Raw genomic sequence first — 17,856 nt, forward strand, 5'->3', positions numbered from 1 at the left:
CAGCCTCCTATTTAGGTTAACGGCAGACGCTTTTCCTCCAATGGAAAACGAACCGTCACTGTCGTTCCTTCATTTTCTTTGCTAGTGATCGAGATTTGACCTTGATTTCGCTCCACCAAGCGCTTGGCGATCGAGAGTCCCAGGCCCGTCCCACCCTGCTGCCGGCTTCTGGCTTTATCTACGCGGTAGAAGCGGTCGAATACATAGGGTACATCTCTGTCGGGAATTCCCATTCCAAAATCAATCACGTTTATTTCGACGTGCGCCCCTCGCCTCTTCCCTTCAACTCGAACGAGAAATGTTTCGCTGGAGTACTTCACGGCATTATCGAGCAAGATAAGCAGGATTTGTTCCAGCTGGAATGGAACGACGGCAATCGTCTCCGTTTCGGCCATTTCCAGCTCCGACTCCACCGTGAAGCTTGGGTGCGCGGCTGCAAAGCGGTTCAAGGTGTGTTGAATATAAGACTTCGCAGAGACGCTCTCCATTAGGGCGGTTGCAGGCTGGGTTTCCGCACGGGTAAGCTCCAGCAGCTCTTGTACGATGCCATCCATGCGCTGAAACTCCTGTAACGCAGCCTCCAGCGAAATGTCCAGCACCTCCGGGTCGTCTTTTCCCCATCGCTGCAGCAAGGACAGATGCCCTTTCATAATCGTGAGCGGCGTTCTCAGCTCATGCGAAGCATCTTCGACAAATTGCTTCTGCTGCTGGAAAGCCGCCTCCAGCTGATCCATCATGTCATTGAAATGCCAGGCCAGCCGGGATAGCTCATCATTATTATTCATGGGCCGCACACGCTCGTGCATGCCCCTCGTCTTGATGTTCTGGATGGTTTCAGCCAGCGACTGGATCGGCGTAAGCAATTGCTTCGACAGCACTAGACCTCCCAAGCCGCTTAGGAAAACGGAGCCAATCGCCGCCGCGAGCATGACGAAGAGGATAAGATCAGAGATATGATCCAGCAACTCCAGGTTATTAATGATCTCGATCGTACCTCGGAATTGGTCGGTCGCAATCGGACCTCTGAGCACTAGCAAATGCTCATCCTCGTGCCAGATGTTCAGCTGCTGCAGCCGCTGCACCGATTCAGGCTCCACCCACTCCGTAGGCAAATGGTTGGATACAGTGACTACTGGGGTGCCGCTCTGATCCAAAATGCGAATCAGCTGCTTTTTTTCGATCCATTTTTCCAAGTAGCTCTGGCTTTTGGAGATAAGCTCGGGATCGGCAGTCCCCTTCTTTTCTTGAAAATAGTCATCGATCTGAGCCAACGTCCGCTTCATGGACAGCTGCTCTTGATTGGTCAGCCAGCTCCGGATGGTTACGAACTGAACGGCATTGTAGAGCACGAACAGCAGGCATAGGATGACCGTAGACATCAGTACGATCCTCCATTTGATAGGCAGCCGGGAGAGTGCGATGCGCAGCTGTTCCATCATCGCATCACATACCCTACTCCGCGGACTGTCTCAATCAAGCTCTCTTGACCGGGCTCGTCCAGCTTATTGCGTAAGTACCGCACATAAACATCCACCACATTCGTCTCCACTTCGGTATCGTAGCCCCAGATTTTTTCCAGCAGAACATCCCGCGTCAGCACAATGTTCGGATTTTGCATGAACACCGCCAGCATGGCAAATTCCCGCTTCGTCAGCTCCACAGCTTCCCCATAACGGGTGACCTTATGGGCATCGAGATCCAAGTGCAGCTCGCGGCGAGCGATGACTTCGCGATCCGCGTCGATGGGCATGTCCACCCGGCGAAACAGCGAGCGCATCCGGGCCATCAATTCTTCCATCGCGAATGGCTTAGGGATATAATCATCCGCCCCGCTGTCCAGACCAGAGACCCGATCCTCGAGGCTGTCCCTTGCCGTGAGCATAATGATTGGAGTCGGCTTCACGGCACGAACACGCCGGCACACCTCCACACCGCTCAGCTCCGGCAGCATGAGGTCCAGCAGAATCAGATCCCAATCCTGCTCCAGCGCCAGCTTCAAGCCGGACTTCCCGTCGAACGCTTTGGTGACCAGGAACGATTCGTGCTTTAATTCCATCTCGATGAACAAAGCCAGATTTTTCTCATCTTCAACCAGCAATATGCGCTTCATCCGCTAACGTCCCTTGTCCTGAAAGGCTTTTTTTTTCTTGCTATAGCTTTTCCAAAATCCATGCCCACATTATATTTAATCAACATGAAAATTTGATGAGAACGAAATAAAAAACCCAGCACCAATTATGGTACTGGGTCAGGAATCAAATCGATTATAGCACTCGTCGAGCCGTAATGTAGTGGCTTGTCCAGTAAGAGCTGTTCAGATTGGAGATGGTGACACCTTTATGAGGCAGGTTGTTGATGAATTGCCCATTGCCGATGTAAATCCCTACGTGATTGATCTGGCCGGGTGTGCTGACACTGAACATCACCAAATCGCCGGGTTGAAGCTGGCTTTTTGGAACATAGCTGCCTACGTGAGACTGCGCTTTCGAGCCCCAAGGGAGCGAAACCCCGTTGAGCTGAAACATATATTGAGTATAGGAAGAGCAGTCAAATATAAGACGTTGCTGATCCCTAGCTCCAAAGACGTACTTCACTTTCCCTTGGTACGACAAGGCGGTGTTGACAATGCGGCTTGCTAGGATGCTTGCAGAGGCCGTCGGTGTTACCGACGCTGGCGCTGCGAATGCAGTTGAGACCATGGCAGGCGCTGATAGTCCTGCGAACATACTTACTGCTAAGCCAAGAGTTAAGGTCGCTTTTTTCACACCGATCGTCTTCATCGTTTTCATGATGTTCTTCCTCCTTGAAGTAATAGATGCTTACTGTCGGGCTGATCTCAGCATACCACAGCTTGAATCGCCTACCATTTGCCAGCGTTGCCGTAAATCCACGCCATTCAAGGCATTTTCTTCTTTTCTTAGAATTTCATGAAAAATAGATGAGCCGTTTCCCTTGACAGGAAAATAAAGCGTTTTATTCCCTGAGCGATAGGCAGCCGCACAGTCCATTGGGGATGTACCTACGTAGCATGAAGTACGGGTATTGACCTATGAAAAGGGAGTGATTTCTCTTGTTGAGACAGCAGCCTCTAGCTCCTCCGCCACCATACATCCCGCCCAAACCGGACTTTTCCTATGTAGTCGACTGTATGCACGAGTATACTTATGTCTGGCTTTGGACTGGCGACAGCTTCTGGTTTTACCCCACGAGCGTCCAGTACGGCGCAGTTTCAGGCTATCGGTGGAATGGAGCCTTTTGGACATTTTATGGCTTTGATGACCGACTCATTGAAGCGGTTTCGTGCCCACCGATTCCAACGCTGTATTGACGTAGGAATGAAAAAGACAGCCCATCGGCTGTCTTCTTCTATTTATGGAATGCAGAGCGTTCCTTCATATAAGTAATCGCTAATAGCACAAAGCCTAGGGCCGTGATCACGGAACCGATCCATGGCAAGGTGCCTAGGCCCATGTGCGTAATCGCCCAGCCGCCCAGGAAGGCGCCGCCTGCATTGCCCAAATTCAGCGCCGAATGGGTGGACGTAGCGGCTAGCTCAGGCGCGTCCTTAGCCAGATTCATGATGCGAAGCTGCAAGCCCGGCAAAATGCCAAACGCCGCGACGCCCCAGATGAACACCGTGATCACGGCTGCAACGGGAAAATGGTCCGTGTACGCAAGGACGGCCAGAATGACGGCCAGCACCGCAAAGCTGCTGAGTAAGGATGGCATTAGCTTCCAGTCGGCCAGCTTCCCTCCCAGAAGATTGCCCAGCGTCACCCCGCAGCCGAACAAGATTAAGATCCATGTTACGCTGCTCTCCCCGAAGCCCGTAATTTGCATCAGAATCGGAGCGATGTACGTGAAGACGATGAACAAGCTGCTGCACCCCAGCGCTCCGATGAGCAGGACAAGGAGCAGCTTAGGCTGAGCCAACGCTCGTACCTGCTGCAGCAGGCTGGTGGATGTTTTTTGTTCCAGCCGAGGGATAAAGAGCAGGATGCCCAAGAGCGAAATGACGCCCATGATCACGACAGCGCCGAAGGTAGCGCGCCACCCCAGATGCTGCCCGATGAAGGTCCCCACCGGAACGCCGATGATATTAGCAATGGTCAGCCCCGCCATCATGATGGAGACCGCGCTGGCCCTCCGGTCCGGCTTCACGAGGCTCGCGGCGATGACCGAACCGACTCCGAAGAAGGTGCCGTGTGCAAGTGAGGTAATGAGTCTCGCCACCATGACCATGCTGTAGTTAGGTGCAAATACGGCAAGCAGATTGCCGAGTATAAAAATAAGCATGAGCAGCAGGAGCAGCTTTTTCTGCGGGAGTCGATGAGTCAGCATGGCCAACACAGGCCCGCCGAAAGCCACACCCAGGGCATAGCCTGTGATCAACTGCCCCGCCTGCGAGATGCTGACATGAAGGTCCGCGGCGACATTGGGCAGGATTCCCATGATGACAAACTCGGTCATGCCGACGGCGAAGACGCCGACCGTTAAAGATAACAGGGAGATCGGAAACCTCGCTTGCGCTTGGGTTTGCACAGCCTCTCTCCCCGACAATGCTGAAGTAGAATTCATGATGATGGCTACCAACCTTTCCAAGTGTATCCGTATATGATAGACCTATTTGGAGGAAAATCCATTTTCTAAACATTTCTTTATAATCCTCCTCTGGTGAATAGCATCAGCGACCGCTGCAATATGGTATGCTTATGTAAACGCTTCATGAAATCTTAATCTCCGAGGTGGTCGTGCTATGAGTGGACTTGCTGCTGCGGGTGGCGGGGACCGGCGAACGGTCGGGATCAGCCTGCTGTCGATTATGGCTTCATCGCTTGCTTACATGCTAGGTGTGAATATGGTACGGCCGATTGTGGCGCTCTACTTCGACAGTGTCGGGTATGCAGCCTTCATGATCGGTTTTTTTGTCGCGCTCAATGCCATTATCCCGATTTTGTTCGGCATGCCCATCGGCAGCCGGATCGACCGCATGGGCACACGGCGCGCGGTGTGGGTGGGAGCAACGCTCTGCCTGATCAGCAGCGTCTCCTCTATCGTCGGCATTCATTTGGAAAATGTGATTCTAGTCGTAATCGGACAGATGTTGAACGGCTTCGGGGGGATGTTCTCCTGGGGGGCACTGCAGGCGGCGGCTTCCATTGCGGCGAACCGGAGTGACGAGAAGAAGAGCAATCATATCATCTCGAATTTTTCATTCATCAATACGCTGGGGCAGCTGGTGGGACCATCGCTTGGCGGCTTCTTTTCCGATGTAGGCGGCTATTCGTTCGTATTCTATGTGTTTGCTGCGTTTAACGTGCTGGGATTGATTCTGGCCGTTTTTCTGCCGATGGGTTCCTATGCGAGCAGAGAGAGGCAAAGCGAACAAGCTTCTAACGATACAAAAAAGGAGCTTTCCAGCAATGCTACCGGAAAGTCTCCTGTCTCTTCTGCCGCCGCTGACAAAGCATCCTTCTGGAAAAGCTACCTAGACGGCTTCCAATTGATTCGCAAGAACAAGCCCTTTGCAGTCGCGATCCTGCTTAACGGCATTTTGTTTATGCTGATCGATGTGCGGACGACGTTTTTCCCTCTCTTTCTGTCGGGCACGGGTCTTACCCATACGCAGATCGGGAATATGCTGTCCGTCTCTGCGCTGGCCGCATTTATTGTTCGGCCGGTTACCGGCTACCTGATGAGCTGGCTGGGTCATCGGCGCATTATGCTGATCAGCATTTTTAGCGGAGCGATCTGCCTGCTGCTGCTGATGGTGAAGCCGCAATTTTGGCTGCTTGCCGGGATCGTGTTCATCTGGGGAGCCTGCACAAGCGTCAATCAGCCGGTGGCGCTGATGATGGTTTCGCATACCGTAGAGGCCGGCGAGCGCGGGATGGCCATGAGTCTGCGGACGATGTCCAACCGCTTCGTGCAGCTGACGAACCCGGTGGTATTCGGAACGCTGATCACCGCGATCGGCCTCAGCTATGGCTTTGCCATCCTAGGCCTGCTGCTGCTGGGCTTCGGCACCGTGTACCTTCGGCAGAGCAGGCCCCAGTCAACCGGCGCGCTGAATAACAAGCTTACCAGCTGATCTGCTCCGGCTCGCTTAAAATTTCAAGTCCTTCCTTCTCCCTCGCTTCCGGCAGCAGGCTCTCGGAAATCCAGATTTCACTCAAGTGCAGCGTATTCGTGATACGAACCAGCCGCACTTGCGTAAAGTCCGGCACATTCGAGAGCTTGATCGCCGCTCTAACCGTCTGCTCCGCCGTGTTCAGGAACATCGGCATCCGCACCGAATCCGATACCGTGCTGGTCAGCGCGTTGGCGAACCCTTTTTCCCACTCCGTCTGTTCGAATACTTTCCTTGTCGTGACATCGGCCAGCCCGATCCCGTTGGCATTGCCATGGGTTTTCTGCGTCAATCCGAGCACGGCGATCCGCTTCACCTGCGGTCCCCCGCTGGCATATGGAGTCGGGAACCGTCCAGTGATGTGCGGGTCCATACCGGAGCCGGAAATGTCCTTGCCCAGCTCGTCGATCACCAGCACGTCGAACGGATCAAACCTAATCCTCGGCATCAGCGATTTGGCCTCCAGCAGCAGCCCCGGCTCCTCGTCCATGAACCGTTCAGCAGGAACGGCCACGATTTTGCTCAGATGTTCGTAAGCGTTTTCAATTACGCCGAGTCCGAACACAATCGGAGTCCTGCTTAACGAGACTGCAGCAATGGCCGGGACATGCTCCGCCATGTATTTAAAGCTGTAGGCATGCGCAGCATCCGCACCCTTCTGCTTTCCGAGTCCGATCGCGACCATTTTGCACAAGCCGCTTTCGTACGGTCCACTAAATGCCGTGTGCGGCTTAATGCGGGCGATCACCACGATTTTGTCGGCTTCATATGCCTGCTTATCCATAAATACCGGCAGCCCCTTGGCCAGTTGGCCGACTTGCACGACCTCCATGCTCGCCCGGATCGGAGCCCCGATGAACGCCTCGGTCACACCGAGCTGCTCGAGCACATCCCGCTGCCCCTCCGCTGTCGCTCCCCCGTGGCTGCCCATCGCCGGAACGACGAACGGCTCCGCCCCCTGGCTTTTCAAAGCACGGATCATCTCTTGCACCAAGATCGGCAAGTCGGCGATCCCCCGGCTCCCTACAGCTACCGCTACCCGGTCTCCCGGGTTAATTCGGGCCAGCACACCGGACTGTCCCAGCGCAGCGTGTACCTCTGAGGCTACATCCTCAATTTCAAACGAATTAAAAGCTTGCTTCACCTTGACCATCCGTGGAACGGGCACATGCTGAATTAACGATTCGATGATATCCATAGACATAACCCCCAGTTAAGATGAGATGAGTGCTGCTGCTTCTATTAGTTTACTGCTCCAAAGCCTCTCCATGCTTCGAGGTTAGCTTTTTCTCCAGCGTGTGGAAATACCAGAATAATGCCACCGCCGCAAAGCAGATGATCGAGCTAAGCACAAAGCCTGAGCGGATGCCGAACCAGCCGGCGTACAGCCCCCCGAGCAAGGAGCCTATGGTGCGGCTGATTGCATTCATCGACAAGGAGTTCATCATTTGGCCGCTGGCTTTGAGCTCCTTCGGCACATGAGTGCTGACATATTCGGCAAGACAAAGATAGAACAGCATAAACGTTCCTCCGTGCATCGCCCAGGTCGCCAAATAAATGATCGGGTTGGAGGACGTCGCGAACAGCACCCATCGGAAGGCATTAATCAAGCCGGAGACCAGCAAAATGTTAAAGATACCAAACCTCTTGTAGAGAGGCTGGAAAAAAATCATAAACGGGAACTGGCTAATCGAGCCGATACTGACGCCTAACCCAATCAGTGCCGTGCTAATCCCCTGCTCCTTGCTGAACACCGCCTGAAAGGTGAAAAAGAAGCCGAGCGTGGAGTTGACTGCAAGCGTATACAAGTAGATGCGAACCAGCGACCGATTGGCGAACAGCTCCTTGAGCGATACCTTCCGATCCCGCTGGTACCCCTCAACCTTAGGAATGCCCCAAGCGACCAGAAACGCGAGCAGCAGCATACCGGAGAATACGGGGAACATGTAGTAAATATTTTTGTCCAGCAGCCACCCGGCAACCGCAGCCATGATCGCATACCCGACGGACCCGGCCGTTCGGATGCGTGAGAAGTTGAAGCCTGATTTGGAAGCGATCTCCAGTGTGATCGTATCTCCCAGCGGATTGATGACGCATTGCACAGCGTAGAACAGCACCGAGACGGCAAACAGCAGCCAGAACCGCCCCCCGACCGCAGGCATCAGCCACACGCTTAACGAGCTAAACAACAGTGCCCCAAGCAGTATCCGATTTTTCGACGTGGCACGGTCTGCAGCCAAACCCCAACGCGGCTGCGCGAGCAGCGCCGTGACCGATCCGGCTGTCGCCAAGAGTCCAATCTGGAAATGATCCAGCTTGATCTCATTGAAATAAATCGGGAGATAGCTGGAAAACGCCCCCAGCGCCATGAAGATGAGCGAATAGTAAATGGACATGTAAATGTAAGTAGCTTTGGAATTGCCGCTCATTGGAACCGTCACCTGCTTCCGATAAATTGTAATGCACACGTTAACATCATTTTATCGAATAGCAGCCGTTAAATCTATTCGTTTTATGTCCAAAATATTGCTTTTCTAGCGATTTGTTGACTTTTTCCGAAGCGCTAATATTAGGAAAAATATGAATCCTAGCCCTGATGCCCGTGCACGCATACAATTCTCCAAATTTGGAAAACTTAAAAAAGCTCAAAGAAGGAGGTGCCCTAATGGCCAATTCACAAAATCAAACCAACAAAGCGAGCGTACAGGCAACCGAACTGAATAAAATGCCTGTCGCCGGCGAAGCAGATACGGAGTTCTCCGCGGAGGAGGCGGCTGAAGCGTTCCAGAACAATGCGAATGCCAATGCTGCTCAAAACAACACGAATCAAGAACAATAAAACGCCCTTTTAAAACGAAGAAGGCTGCCGGAGGTAGCCTTTTTTTCTCTTCCCCCTTCCAACGGTCGTCCAGAAAGGAGCTGCGAGTGTGACTGTGCACCAAATTACGTTTAAAGCCTATGCCGTCGCCAATGAAATTGAACTGAATAAAATTGCGATCTATTGCGGCATTCCTAAAAAATATACTTGGGAGCAGCCGTTGATCTTGCGGGGCGACAATTTGACCTCTATTTTACGTACCGGTATGGATGAGTCTAGACAAGTGCTGGTGTTTTCCTTTGGAAGCGTGGTCTTCATCGATCATTTTAGCGAAGCGGAAATTACGTTGTTCTTAGGCTTTCTGCAAACGTTCGAGCCGGAGGTCGCGGACTGGAATCCGAGCAAATATATGGACGATTACCGGCTGCAGGTCGGGGAAACCGAAACAATCGAGCTGACGGACGCCTACGTGGTGGTGCCTGAATATCAGGGCTTCTACCCGGAGCTGATCTCGACCGTTATCGCCAAGTCCGTAGCACTTGAAAAAATCGAAGAGCAGCAGGGTATCATTTATGATCGGCTGGAGATGATGATCGATCGGTTTGAACGAGGAAATTTGCGGATCGGGAACAAAGAGCTGGCTCGGACGACAGCCAAGATCGTGCGCCACGAATATAACACCCTGGCGTATGTCATGATTCTTGATAAGCCGGAGATTACCTGGACAAGCAGTGACGCGGGTGAATTTTATGACCGTATGCTGGAGTTTTTTGAGCTGAATGACCGGTACAAAATTATGAAAAGCAAAACCGAAGTGCTGTATCATGTGATGGAAGGCTTCTCCACCATCAGTCACTCCATCCGGGGGCTGTTTGTGGAGTGGATCGTCGTCATCCTCATTGTCATTGAGGTGATCTTGTCCTTGCTGCAAATTACAGGGTGGATTCCTGTGTATCACTAACGCCTTAGCCCCCCCTCCCTCAGGGCCACCCGATGTTTTTCCCGTAAAAAATTTCATCCATCTCCACCTTTAGCCGCTCCGTAATGTTGATTTGCTCCTGCTTGGACAGCTTATCCTTCGTGAACCCGAACAAATAATTGTTCAGATCAAAGTCGCGCAGCTTGCATTTCGTGTGGAAAATGTTTTCCTGGTACACGTTGACGTCGATCATATCGTACAGTTCGATAATAGAATCCGGAATATAGTTTTGGATGGAGCTGATTTGATGGTCGATATACAGCTTTTGCCCGTTCACGTCCCGCGTGAAGCCTCGCACCCGGTAATCCAGCGTCATGATATCGGTGTCGAACGAGTGAATGAGATAATTCAGCGCCTTGAGCGGGGAAATTTCGCCGCAGGTGGATACATCAATGTCCGCACGAAAGGTGCTGATCTCTTCGTCCGGATGATATTCCGGGTACGTATGGACAGTAATATGGCTTTTGTCCAGCTGGATCACCACGTTCTCCGGCAGCGGTCCCGGCGATTCTTCATAGCTGCTGTTCGGCACCTCGACGACGGGTCCTTCGGACACGAGCATCGTGACACTCGCGCCTTGCGGGACGTAATCCTGCTGCGCGATATTGAGCGGGTGAGCTCCGATAATTTCGGCGACGGTTTTTAATATTTTTTTGAGCCGATCCGAGCTGTATTGCTCGTCGATATAGGCGATGTAGGCCTCGCGCTCGGCCTTCGTTCCGGTATAGCAGACGTCGTACATGTTGAAGCTCAGCGATTTCGTTAAGTTATTGAAGCCGTGCAGCGTAATATGTTGTCCCGGATTGATTTCCATACCTTGATCTCTTGCTCCTTTATTTGGCATTGATATGGGGTATTATGTCCTTAGCCTACGTCCACTATGCTCGATTCATGGGCTGAATTGGGTACCATGCTAAATCTTTCTTAACTTTGCGGGACAAAGCGCTGCGCGATGTTTTATAGTGAAGATGGTATGAAACCTCATTGCTTTAAGACGAAGGAGCCCTGCCATCGATGCCGAACGAAATTCGATTCCATCATGCCGGTGACGTAACGGTGAAAGCCGGCTATGTGCTGCCTGAGCGCAGGATTACCGACTATGAGCTGGTTTATTTTCCGAGCGGAACCCCCACAGTATACACTGTTGAAAATACCCCGCATGTGCTTACGCTGCCCTGTGTGATCGTCACACGACCAGGCGAGCTGCATTCCTACCAATTCGATCCCAAGCGGCCAACGCGTCATCTCTATATTCACTTTGACTGCCACCAGGACACCGTCCGGGAGCGGTTCTCCCTGCTGCACAGCAGCGCCGTCTCGTCCGTGATCTTGCAGGAGTATTCGCTTGTTCCGATGCTGATGAAGCAGCTGCTGTTTTACTTCCATCGGCGGCCGGAGCAGTGGAAGCGACTGTCGGAGTCGCTGTTTCTGGCGCTGCTGGACGAGCTGGAGCAGCTGATTCAGCCGGATGCCAGACTGTCCAGTGAGATGACTCTGCCCATGCAGATCGATCATGCCATGCAGTATATCGATGACCATCTGTCGGAACCGCTGGATATTCTCGAGCTTGCCCAGAACGTCGGCTGGTCGCATGAGCATTTTACCCGTATGTTCCAGCACCACACCGGCTTCTCGCCCAAGAAGTGGATCATTAAGCGCAGGCTTGACTTGGCTGGTCAGCTGCTGCTCCGCCGAACCGACAGCATTAAGGAGATCGCCCGGGAAGTCGGCTTCACGGATGAATATTACTTTCACCGGCTGTTTACGCAGCGCATGGGGATGACGGCGACGGAGTACCGCAAAACTTACGGGGACAAACGGATGCACGAGCTGGCTCCCCCCGAGGCTCACGGACGCTTTTATCCGCTCAATCATTCGTTCACGCTGGAGCAGCGAGAGAAGAAATAACGATATCAAATTTGTCCATCATTCCCTTGGTTGCGTCCATTGTAGCGCTTTCCGTTTTCTTGCAAAATAAGGGTGTAGATCAACCGACACATTGCTAAAAGGGGCTGTGCGCATGGCTAACCCACTCGGAACTAGAGAACGCTACACCGTATCTGTGGAGGAATACGTCCATTACCACCGGGACGGCTATCTGATTGTCAAAGGAATGCTGGATGCGGAGGATACTAAGCGGCTGCAGGGATGGACGGATCAAATTTATACCGGCGGGATCACCCAGCTGGATCATCTTTCTCCGCAGCCAGCATGGATGACGGAGACGCAAAAGCTGAACAACCGTCTAGCCTCCGCCAGGCTTCATAACCCGCATCGGGAGGATCCGACCGCGGAATGGGGACTTCTTCACCCTCGTTTGCTGGATGTGCTCGAGGCATTGATTGGGCCGGATGTGCTCGCGGTGCAGTCGATGTTATTTTTTAATCCCCCGCGCAAGGGCGGTCAAGGCTGGCATCAGGATTCGTTTTATATCCAAACGCAGCCGGATTCGTTAATCGGAGCTTGGATCGCGCTGGACCGGGCGGACACCGACAACGGCTGCCTGTGGGTTGCGCCGGGCTCGCACAACGAGCCGATCTACCCACCGGTTCAGCAGTCAAACTCGTATATGCATGCGAACGAGAAGCAGATCCAAGGGCTGTTCCCTGCTCGCAACGCGAGTGAAATGGATGATATAGTCAACAAGCTGTCCGAGGTGGCGGCCAAATACGGCGAAGCGATCCCTGTCGCATTGGAACCGGGAGATGTGCTGTTCTTCCACTCGCATTTGCTGCACCGCTCCTATCGCAACGAAACGGATGACCGATTCCGCCGAGCGTATGTGTGTCATTACTGCAACGCGCGTTCCTGGGTGCCCTGGGGCGGCGGCAACAAACGGCATCTGCTCTCCAGAGGGCGCACCCACCTGCCCCATGCTTTACCGCAGTTCGGCACGCCGATAGAACTCACGCCCGAGCCGGATCAAGCCGGAGACAGCGGCTCGATGATGGTGGCGATGGACGGCGATAGGATGGGCAAAATGGAGATGTAACTCCGACTAGGACGCACAAAAAGGCTGCCTCTCACCGTAGCTTAACTGCCGTGAGGGACAGCCTTTATCTTATCTAGTTTTTATTCCACTGCAATTTTAACTCTTGGAATGTGCTACAATGATATATAAAGCGTTTACAACGAAGTACCATTTAACTTCATGGGAGGACACCCGCCGTGCTGCGTGAGATCAAAGGCAATGCCAAGTACTGTCTGCTCTATGAACCCATGTTTCTTTTGGCTTACAACCTCTTTATTACCTACGCTTCGGTCTACATGCTAAAAATGGGTCTGAGCAAGACCCAGATCGGCTTGATCGTGTCCATCAATCTGGTGCTGCAGATCGTCACCTCCTTGATCAGCGGCTATTACACGGATCGCTGGGGCCGAAAACGGGCGCTGCTCGTGTTCGATGTACTCGGCTGGAGCATGGCGACGCTCATTTGGGCGATTTCGCAAAATTTCTGGTTTTTTCTCCTAGCCGCCTGTTTTAACAGCTTCGGCAAAGCGGCGGGAACGCCGTGGAACTGCTTATTAGTGGAAGGGACAGAACCGCATGTTCGGCCTAAGGTGTATACGATCCTGCAGCTGATCGGTATGTTCGGAGGCTTGCTGGCGCCGCTCGGCGGCCTGCTTGTCGATCTGTGGGGACTGACAACTGCGGGGCGGATCATGTACATGTTCGCTTTTCTCAGCATGACGATCATGTTCATTCTGCGGAACTGGAAGCTTCACGAAACCGAGACCGGGATACGAAAGCAGAAGGAAAGCTTGAGCATGACGCTAGGCAGCAGTATTCGGGGATATTGGTCGACGCTCCGGACGATGATGGTCAACCCGCTTCTTTTAATCGTCTGCGGCATCTACATATTGTTTCAGTTTCAGCTCAATATGCGCAATACCTATCTGTCCGTGTACATGGTGGATGCGCTTCAGTTTGGTGACAGCTTGATTTCGTTATTTCCGGCTTTTTCCTCCAGCGCAGCACTGCTTCTCATGATCTTCGTCATACCCAGGTTCAAGCAGCAGCTGGGAGATAGGTATATGATGGTTGGCTTTGGACTGTCGGTAGTGTCTTATCTGCTTTTGATTTTTTCACCGCCTCAGAATCTAGGAATGACCATTGCCAGCACCATTCTGTATGCCGCAGGGACGATCATTTCTACGCCCTATCTAGAGGCATCCTTAGCCAATAACATTGAGGATGACAAGCGCGCGAGCATCATTTCCATCCTGGCGGTGTTCATGCTGCTGTTTATTGCCCCATCGGGGATTATTGGCGGCTATACGTACGAGATGGATTCGAGGATTCCATTTATCTTAATGAGCGCAGCCTTTCTGATCAACATCGTGTTGATGCTGGCGTACCGAAAAATGAAATTGGCACAAAAAAAAGATGCAGCCTCCGATAAGAAGCTGCACCCGAACGCTCAATTTTAAATTTAAAGCGTTGAAGCAAAATTACCCCGTTCATCAAAACTAACTTCCTGCAGCTCCCCTACGATTTCCACATTCGGCAACGCGCTAAGCTCGGGCAGGAGCGATTCGGACACGTACATGTATTCCAGATGCAGCGTGCTGTGAATCCGAACGACTCGCGCCTCCCGGGCCGCCGTCCCCCAATTGCAGCGCAGCGCCACCTCCATCGCTTCTCTATCGTTCTGTAAGACGATCGGAATCGCCGCCCGGGTTAAGAAGGAGCTGGTGATGACATTTTCGTTCATTTTTTGAAAATCGATCTTATCGAACAGCCGCTGCGTGGTTAAATCGGCAAGCCCGATCCCGAGCGCGTTCCCGTGGGATTCCTCGCTTAAATCACAGGCAATGACGTATTTCACTCTCGGACTGGCCAGCTCCTCTTCTCCAAGAATACGGAGACGTCCAATGATGTTCGTGTCCATCCCGGTGCCGCTATGGTTTTTGCCGATCTCGTCCACAACCAGAATGTCGAGCTCCTCGAACGGCAGCTTCGGAAATAGCTCCGCCGACAGCTGCAGCAGCTCCTTCTCACGCTGGGCAATCCGGTCGGTCGGGATCGCCTCCAGATAGGCCGTCTGCTCGAAGGCATTCTCCACGATCGCCAGCCCGCACAGCACATTCCCTTGGCTCAATACCACCTCCGCCACCTTCGGCATCATATCGCGGATGCCTTTGACCCCGAAGCTGTGAATTTGCAGCGCCTGCTTATGCTTGCCGAGCCCGATGGCGGCCATTTTCATCAATCCGCTCTCGATCTGGATCGGAGACTTGAAATCGGTATGCAGCTTGACTCGGCCGACCAACAGTACAGCATCAGCTTCATGTGCATATCGGTCCGTATAAACCGGAATGCCCTCGTCTGTCTCTCCGATCTGCACGACCTCCATAGAGGAGAGAATCGGCGCCTCACAGTACGACTCCGTGACTCCGAGGCTGTGCAGCACCTCGATCTGGCCTTCGGCCGTCGCTCCGCCGTGGCTTCCCATGGCCGGGACGATGAATGGCTGAGCCCCCGTTTCTTTGAGTGCTCGCACCGCCGAACGAATGATCAGAGCGATATTGGCGATGCCTCGGCTGCCAGCTGTGATGGCTACTCTCGCTCCCGGAGCAAGTCGCTGTCTTATGCCTGCCTTATCGAGCTGCTCGAATACGGCAGCTTCAATATTTTCAATGTGCGGCCCTTGAAAGTGCTGTCTAATTTTGATCATTTTGGGTATGTTCCCTGTTGTCATTCCTGCTCCTCCTTAGTGTCGGACGCTGTATGGGATATGAGGTATTGAGCTTCAAAACCAAGCATAGTCTTTGCTTTCGTACAATTCAAGAAGCTTTCACGGCCTGTAAAAGGCTGCCTCAGCTCCGCATCGGGATAAAACCGTGAAGCGAGCTCCTTCGACGGGATGGCAGTGCGCTGCTCCGAGCTGGCGATGCAGAACACCTCGTGGCCGCTGAACGGCTTCTCGATGCTGAGACGAAACGCCCGGACACAGTCGCGCACGTCCAAGTAAGACCAGACGTTCCAGGGCTCCGCCTCGGGGTTGTCGATGATTTTGGTCAGCCAGCCGCTGCTGTAATCCTTCGGTTCGAGCACATGGGTAATCCGCAAGGAGGCGATCGTCATGCCGTAGCGCTTCGCCATGCCCTCGGCAATCTGCTCGCCAACGACCTTGGACATGCCATAGCAGTTGTCGGGAGCTACTGGATGCAGCTCATCCATAGGCAAGTAGACCGGCTTTGTCTCTTGGAAGCTGAAGGTGATCCCGAAGGCGCAATCGCTGGAGGCCACGGCCGCCCTTTTCATCCCCAGCTCCCCCGCCGCATGCAGCACATGAAAGACACCCATCGTGTTATTTTGAAAAATATGGCTTTCGCTATATCCGTGCGGGCTTGGAATCGCAGCCAAATGAATGACCGCGTCGCAGCCCGACAGCGCCTGAAACACCTGCTGCGCATCCTTCACATCAGCCTGCGCCTGCTCGACCGGCGACTCCTCCCACGGCTCCATCGTGACCGCGCGAACCTCATACCCGTGATCCAGCAGCTCTTGAATCATATACCTGCCGACTCTGCCGTTTGCTCCGGTGACGGCTACCTTCATAGGTGACCCCTCCTTTATTGCAATTGTTATCGAAGCTTCAACGATAGCAATTGTCAACTTTTACGGACGCACGGACGTCCCATCGGGAATCCGCGCCAAAGTCCATTCCGGCAGCTTGTTCACGCAAGGAAACTTCGCTGCCAGCTCCTCATCGAGATCCATCCCAAGGCCAGGCTTTTCGTTCGGATAGACGAAGCCGTTCTTGATCTGCGGGCAGCCCGGGAAGACGTGCTCCAGCTCCTCGCTCATCGGACTCCACTCCTGCACGCCGAAGTTGTGGGAGCTCACATCTAGGTGCACATTCGCGGCGTGACCGATCGGTGAAACGTCTCCCGGTCCGTGCCATGCGGTGCGTACACCGAACGATTCACATAAGATCGCCAGCTTGCGGGCCGGCGTAATGCCGCCGATCGCGCTAATATGTACGCGGATGAAGTCGATCAGCCGATTCGAAATGAGCGGCAGCCATTCCATTGGATGCACGAACAGCTCGCCCATTGCGAGCGGCGTGGCGCACTGCTGGCGGATCATGTGGAAGTAGTCGATATGCTCCGGAGCGAGCGCATCCTCCAAGAAAAACAGCCGGTACGGCTCGAGCTGCTTCGCCAAGCGGACTGCTTCAATCGGCGCCAGCCGTTCATGCACATCGTGCAGCAGCTCCAGCTCGTTGCCGAAGCGGCTGCGAACGTGTTCGAAAATCCGCGGTACGCTTCGCGCATACTCGTTCGGATCGTAGTACGCTCCCGGCAGACGACCTTCCGGAGAATGCAGTTGGTGGTCGCGTCCCCCGTAGCCGCCCATTTGGCAGCGAATGTAGCGATAGCCCTGCTCCTTGAAGGCGCTTACGCTTTCCTCCAGCTCCTGCAGGTCCCGACCGTCGGCGTGACGGTAAACCGCTGCCGCTTCTCTGCATTTGCCCCCGAGCAGCTGGTACAGCGGCATGCCGGCCAGCTTTCCCTTAATGTCCCATAAGGCCATATCCACGCCTGAGAGCGCGTTGTTCAGCACCGGCCCATTGCGCCAGTACGAGCTGACCATGGCGGATTGCCAAATGTCTTCGATCCGATGCACCTCTTTGCCGATCAGAAAAGGCTTCAAGTAGTCTTCGATCGCCGAAGCGACCGATAAGTAGCGCTGGGTGAACGTGGCGCAGCCGAGGCCGTACAGGCCGGGCTCCGAGGTTTCGATTTTGACGACGACGAGGTTAATGCGCTGCGGTGCAGTCAGAATCGTCCGGACATCGCGGATGGTAATGGGAGCTGAAGACATTTGAAAATGACCTCCAATATGGGATGGTTTGGTTGAATAAGCTCGATCATCAATTCGGAAGTGAAATTCACTTTGGTCCTACCCAGGTCTCCATA

Annotated in this window: 16 protein-coding genes; 6 read left to right on the top strand and 10 right to left on the bottom strand. The window is 53.4% G+C overall.

The window, feature by feature from the left end; translation table 11 throughout:
• Positions 1-11: 11 nt before the first annotated feature.
• The 4 genes from FPZ49_RS16470 to FPZ49_RS16490 all read right to left on the bottom strand — a co-directional run bounded on the left by FPZ49_RS16470 (position 12) and on the right by FPZ49_RS16490 (position 4,578).
• Entirely contained in the window at positions 12-1,439 is a 1,428-nt protein-coding gene (locus FPZ49_RS16470) for a sensor histidine kinase (protein WP_144848688.1), read from the bottom strand.
• Entirely contained in the window at positions 1,436-2,110 is a 675-nt protein-coding gene (locus tag FPZ49_RS16475; protein ID WP_144848691.1) for a response regulator transcription factor, read from the bottom strand. The genes FPZ49_RS16470 and FPZ49_RS16475 overlap by 4 nt, the downstream gene beginning before the upstream one ends.
• Before the next feature lie 154 nt (positions 2,111-2,264).
• A complete protein-coding gene (locus tag FPZ49_RS16480; RefSeq protein ID WP_261381451.1) occupies positions 2,265-2,789 on the bottom strand; it encodes a C40 family peptidase in 525 nt (174 codons plus the stop codon).
• 577 nt (positions 2,790-3,366) lie between these two features.
• Complete coding sequence (locus FPZ49_RS16490) at positions 3,367-4,578, bottom strand: MFS transporter (protein WP_144848694.1); 1,212 nt, start codon at positions 4,576-4,578, stop codon at positions 3,367-3,369.
• A 178-nt stretch (positions 4,579-4,756) separates the two neighbouring features.
• On the opposite strand from FPZ49_RS16490, the gene FPZ49_RS16495 reads away from it, so the two are divergent.
• Positions 4,757-6,091 (top strand): MFS transporter, encoded by a 1,335-nt coding sequence (locus FPZ49_RS16495; RefSeq protein WP_144848697.1) that lies wholly within the window; start codon positions 4,757-4,759, stop codon positions 6,089-6,091.
• Here FPZ49_RS16495 and FPZ49_RS16500 read toward each other — a convergent pair.
• Both FPZ49_RS16500 and FPZ49_RS16505 read right to left on the bottom strand, forming a co-directional pair.
• Positions 6,081-7,328: a lactate racemase domain-containing protein gene (locus FPZ49_RS16500; RefSeq protein ID WP_144848700.1), complete on the bottom strand. Its 1,248-nt coding sequence runs from the start codon at positions 7,326-7,328 to the stop codon at positions 6,081-6,083. The two genes, FPZ49_RS16495 and FPZ49_RS16500, sit on opposite strands and share 11 nt — an antisense overlap.
• Positions 7,329-7,377: 49 nt before the next feature.
• Positions 7,378-8,559 (bottom strand): MFS transporter, encoded by a 1,182-nt coding sequence (locus FPZ49_RS16505; protein WP_144848703.1) that lies wholly within the window; start codon positions 8,557-8,559, stop codon positions 7,378-7,380.
• 236 nt (positions 8,560-8,795) lie between these two features.
• Here FPZ49_RS16505 and FPZ49_RS35770 point away from each other — a divergent pair, with 236 nt between their 5' ends.
• Both FPZ49_RS35770 and FPZ49_RS16510 read left to right on the top strand, forming a co-directional pair.
• Positions 8,796-8,969: a hypothetical protein gene (locus tag FPZ49_RS35770; protein WP_186445872.1), complete on the top strand. Its 174-nt coding sequence runs from the start codon at positions 8,796-8,798 to the stop codon at positions 8,967-8,969.
• An 88-nt stretch (positions 8,970-9,057) separates the two neighbouring features.
• Positions 9,058-9,909: an RMD1 family protein gene (locus FPZ49_RS16510; protein ID WP_261381452.1), complete on the top strand. Its 852-nt coding sequence runs from the start codon at positions 9,058-9,060 to the stop codon at positions 9,907-9,909.
• 19 nt (positions 9,910-9,928) lie between these two features.
• Here the strand turns inward: FPZ49_RS16510 and speD are convergent, their stop codons facing one another.
• Complete coding sequence (speD, locus tag FPZ49_RS16515; protein WP_144848706.1) at positions 9,929-10,741, bottom strand: adenosylmethionine decarboxylase; 813 nt, start codon at positions 10,739-10,741, stop codon at positions 9,929-9,931.
• Positions 10,742-10,941: 200 nt separating this feature from the next.
• On the opposite strand from speD, the gene FPZ49_RS16520 reads away from it, so the two are divergent.
• From FPZ49_RS16520 to FPZ49_RS16530, 3 genes are all read left to right on the top strand, one after another.
• Positions 10,942-11,835 carry a helix-turn-helix domain-containing protein gene (locus tag FPZ49_RS16520; RefSeq protein ID WP_144848709.1) on the top strand — a complete coding sequence of 298 codons (894 nt, stop codon included), beginning with the start codon at positions 10,942-10,944 and terminating at the stop codon, positions 11,833-11,835.
• Positions 11,836-11,947: 112 nt separating this feature from the next.
• Positions 11,948-12,919 carry a phytanoyl-CoA dioxygenase family protein gene (locus FPZ49_RS16525; protein ID WP_144848712.1) on the top strand — a complete coding sequence of 324 codons (972 nt, stop codon included), beginning with the start codon at positions 11,948-11,950 and terminating at the stop codon, positions 12,917-12,919.
• Positions 12,920-13,095: 176 nt separating this feature from the next.
• Positions 13,096-14,358 (top strand): MFS transporter, encoded by a 1,263-nt coding sequence (locus FPZ49_RS16530; RefSeq protein ID WP_144848715.1) that lies wholly within the window; start codon positions 13,096-13,098, stop codon positions 14,356-14,358.
• 2 nt (positions 14,359-14,360) lie between these two features.
• Here FPZ49_RS16530 and FPZ49_RS16535 read toward each other — a convergent pair whose 3' ends face one another.
• The 3 genes from FPZ49_RS16535 to FPZ49_RS16545 are packed head-to-tail and all read right to left on the bottom strand — an operon-like array spanning position 14,361 to position 17,761.
• Positions 14,361-15,629, bottom strand: a complete 1,269-nt coding sequence (locus FPZ49_RS16535; RefSeq protein WP_144848718.1) for a lactate racemase domain-containing protein — start codon at positions 15,627-15,629, stop codon at positions 14,361-14,363.
• Entirely contained in the window at positions 15,626-16,492 is an 867-nt protein-coding gene (locus FPZ49_RS16540; RefSeq protein ID WP_144848721.1) for an NAD-dependent epimerase/dehydratase family protein, read from the bottom strand. The genes FPZ49_RS16535 and FPZ49_RS16540 overlap by 4 nt, the downstream gene beginning before the upstream one ends.
• A gap of 60 nt (positions 16,493-16,552) precedes the next feature.
• Positions 16,553-17,761: an enolase C-terminal domain-like protein gene (locus FPZ49_RS16545; RefSeq protein WP_144848724.1), complete on the bottom strand. Its 1,209-nt coding sequence runs from the start codon at positions 17,759-17,761 to the stop codon at positions 16,553-16,555.
• Between the last annotated feature and the right edge of the window lie 95 nt (positions 17,762-17,856).

The sequence above is a fragment of the Paenibacillus cremeus genome (assembly GCF_007786445.1).
GTDB classification, from domain to species: domain Bacteria; phylum Bacillota; class Bacilli; order Paenibacillales; family NBRC-103111; genus Paenibacillus_G; species Paenibacillus_G cremeus.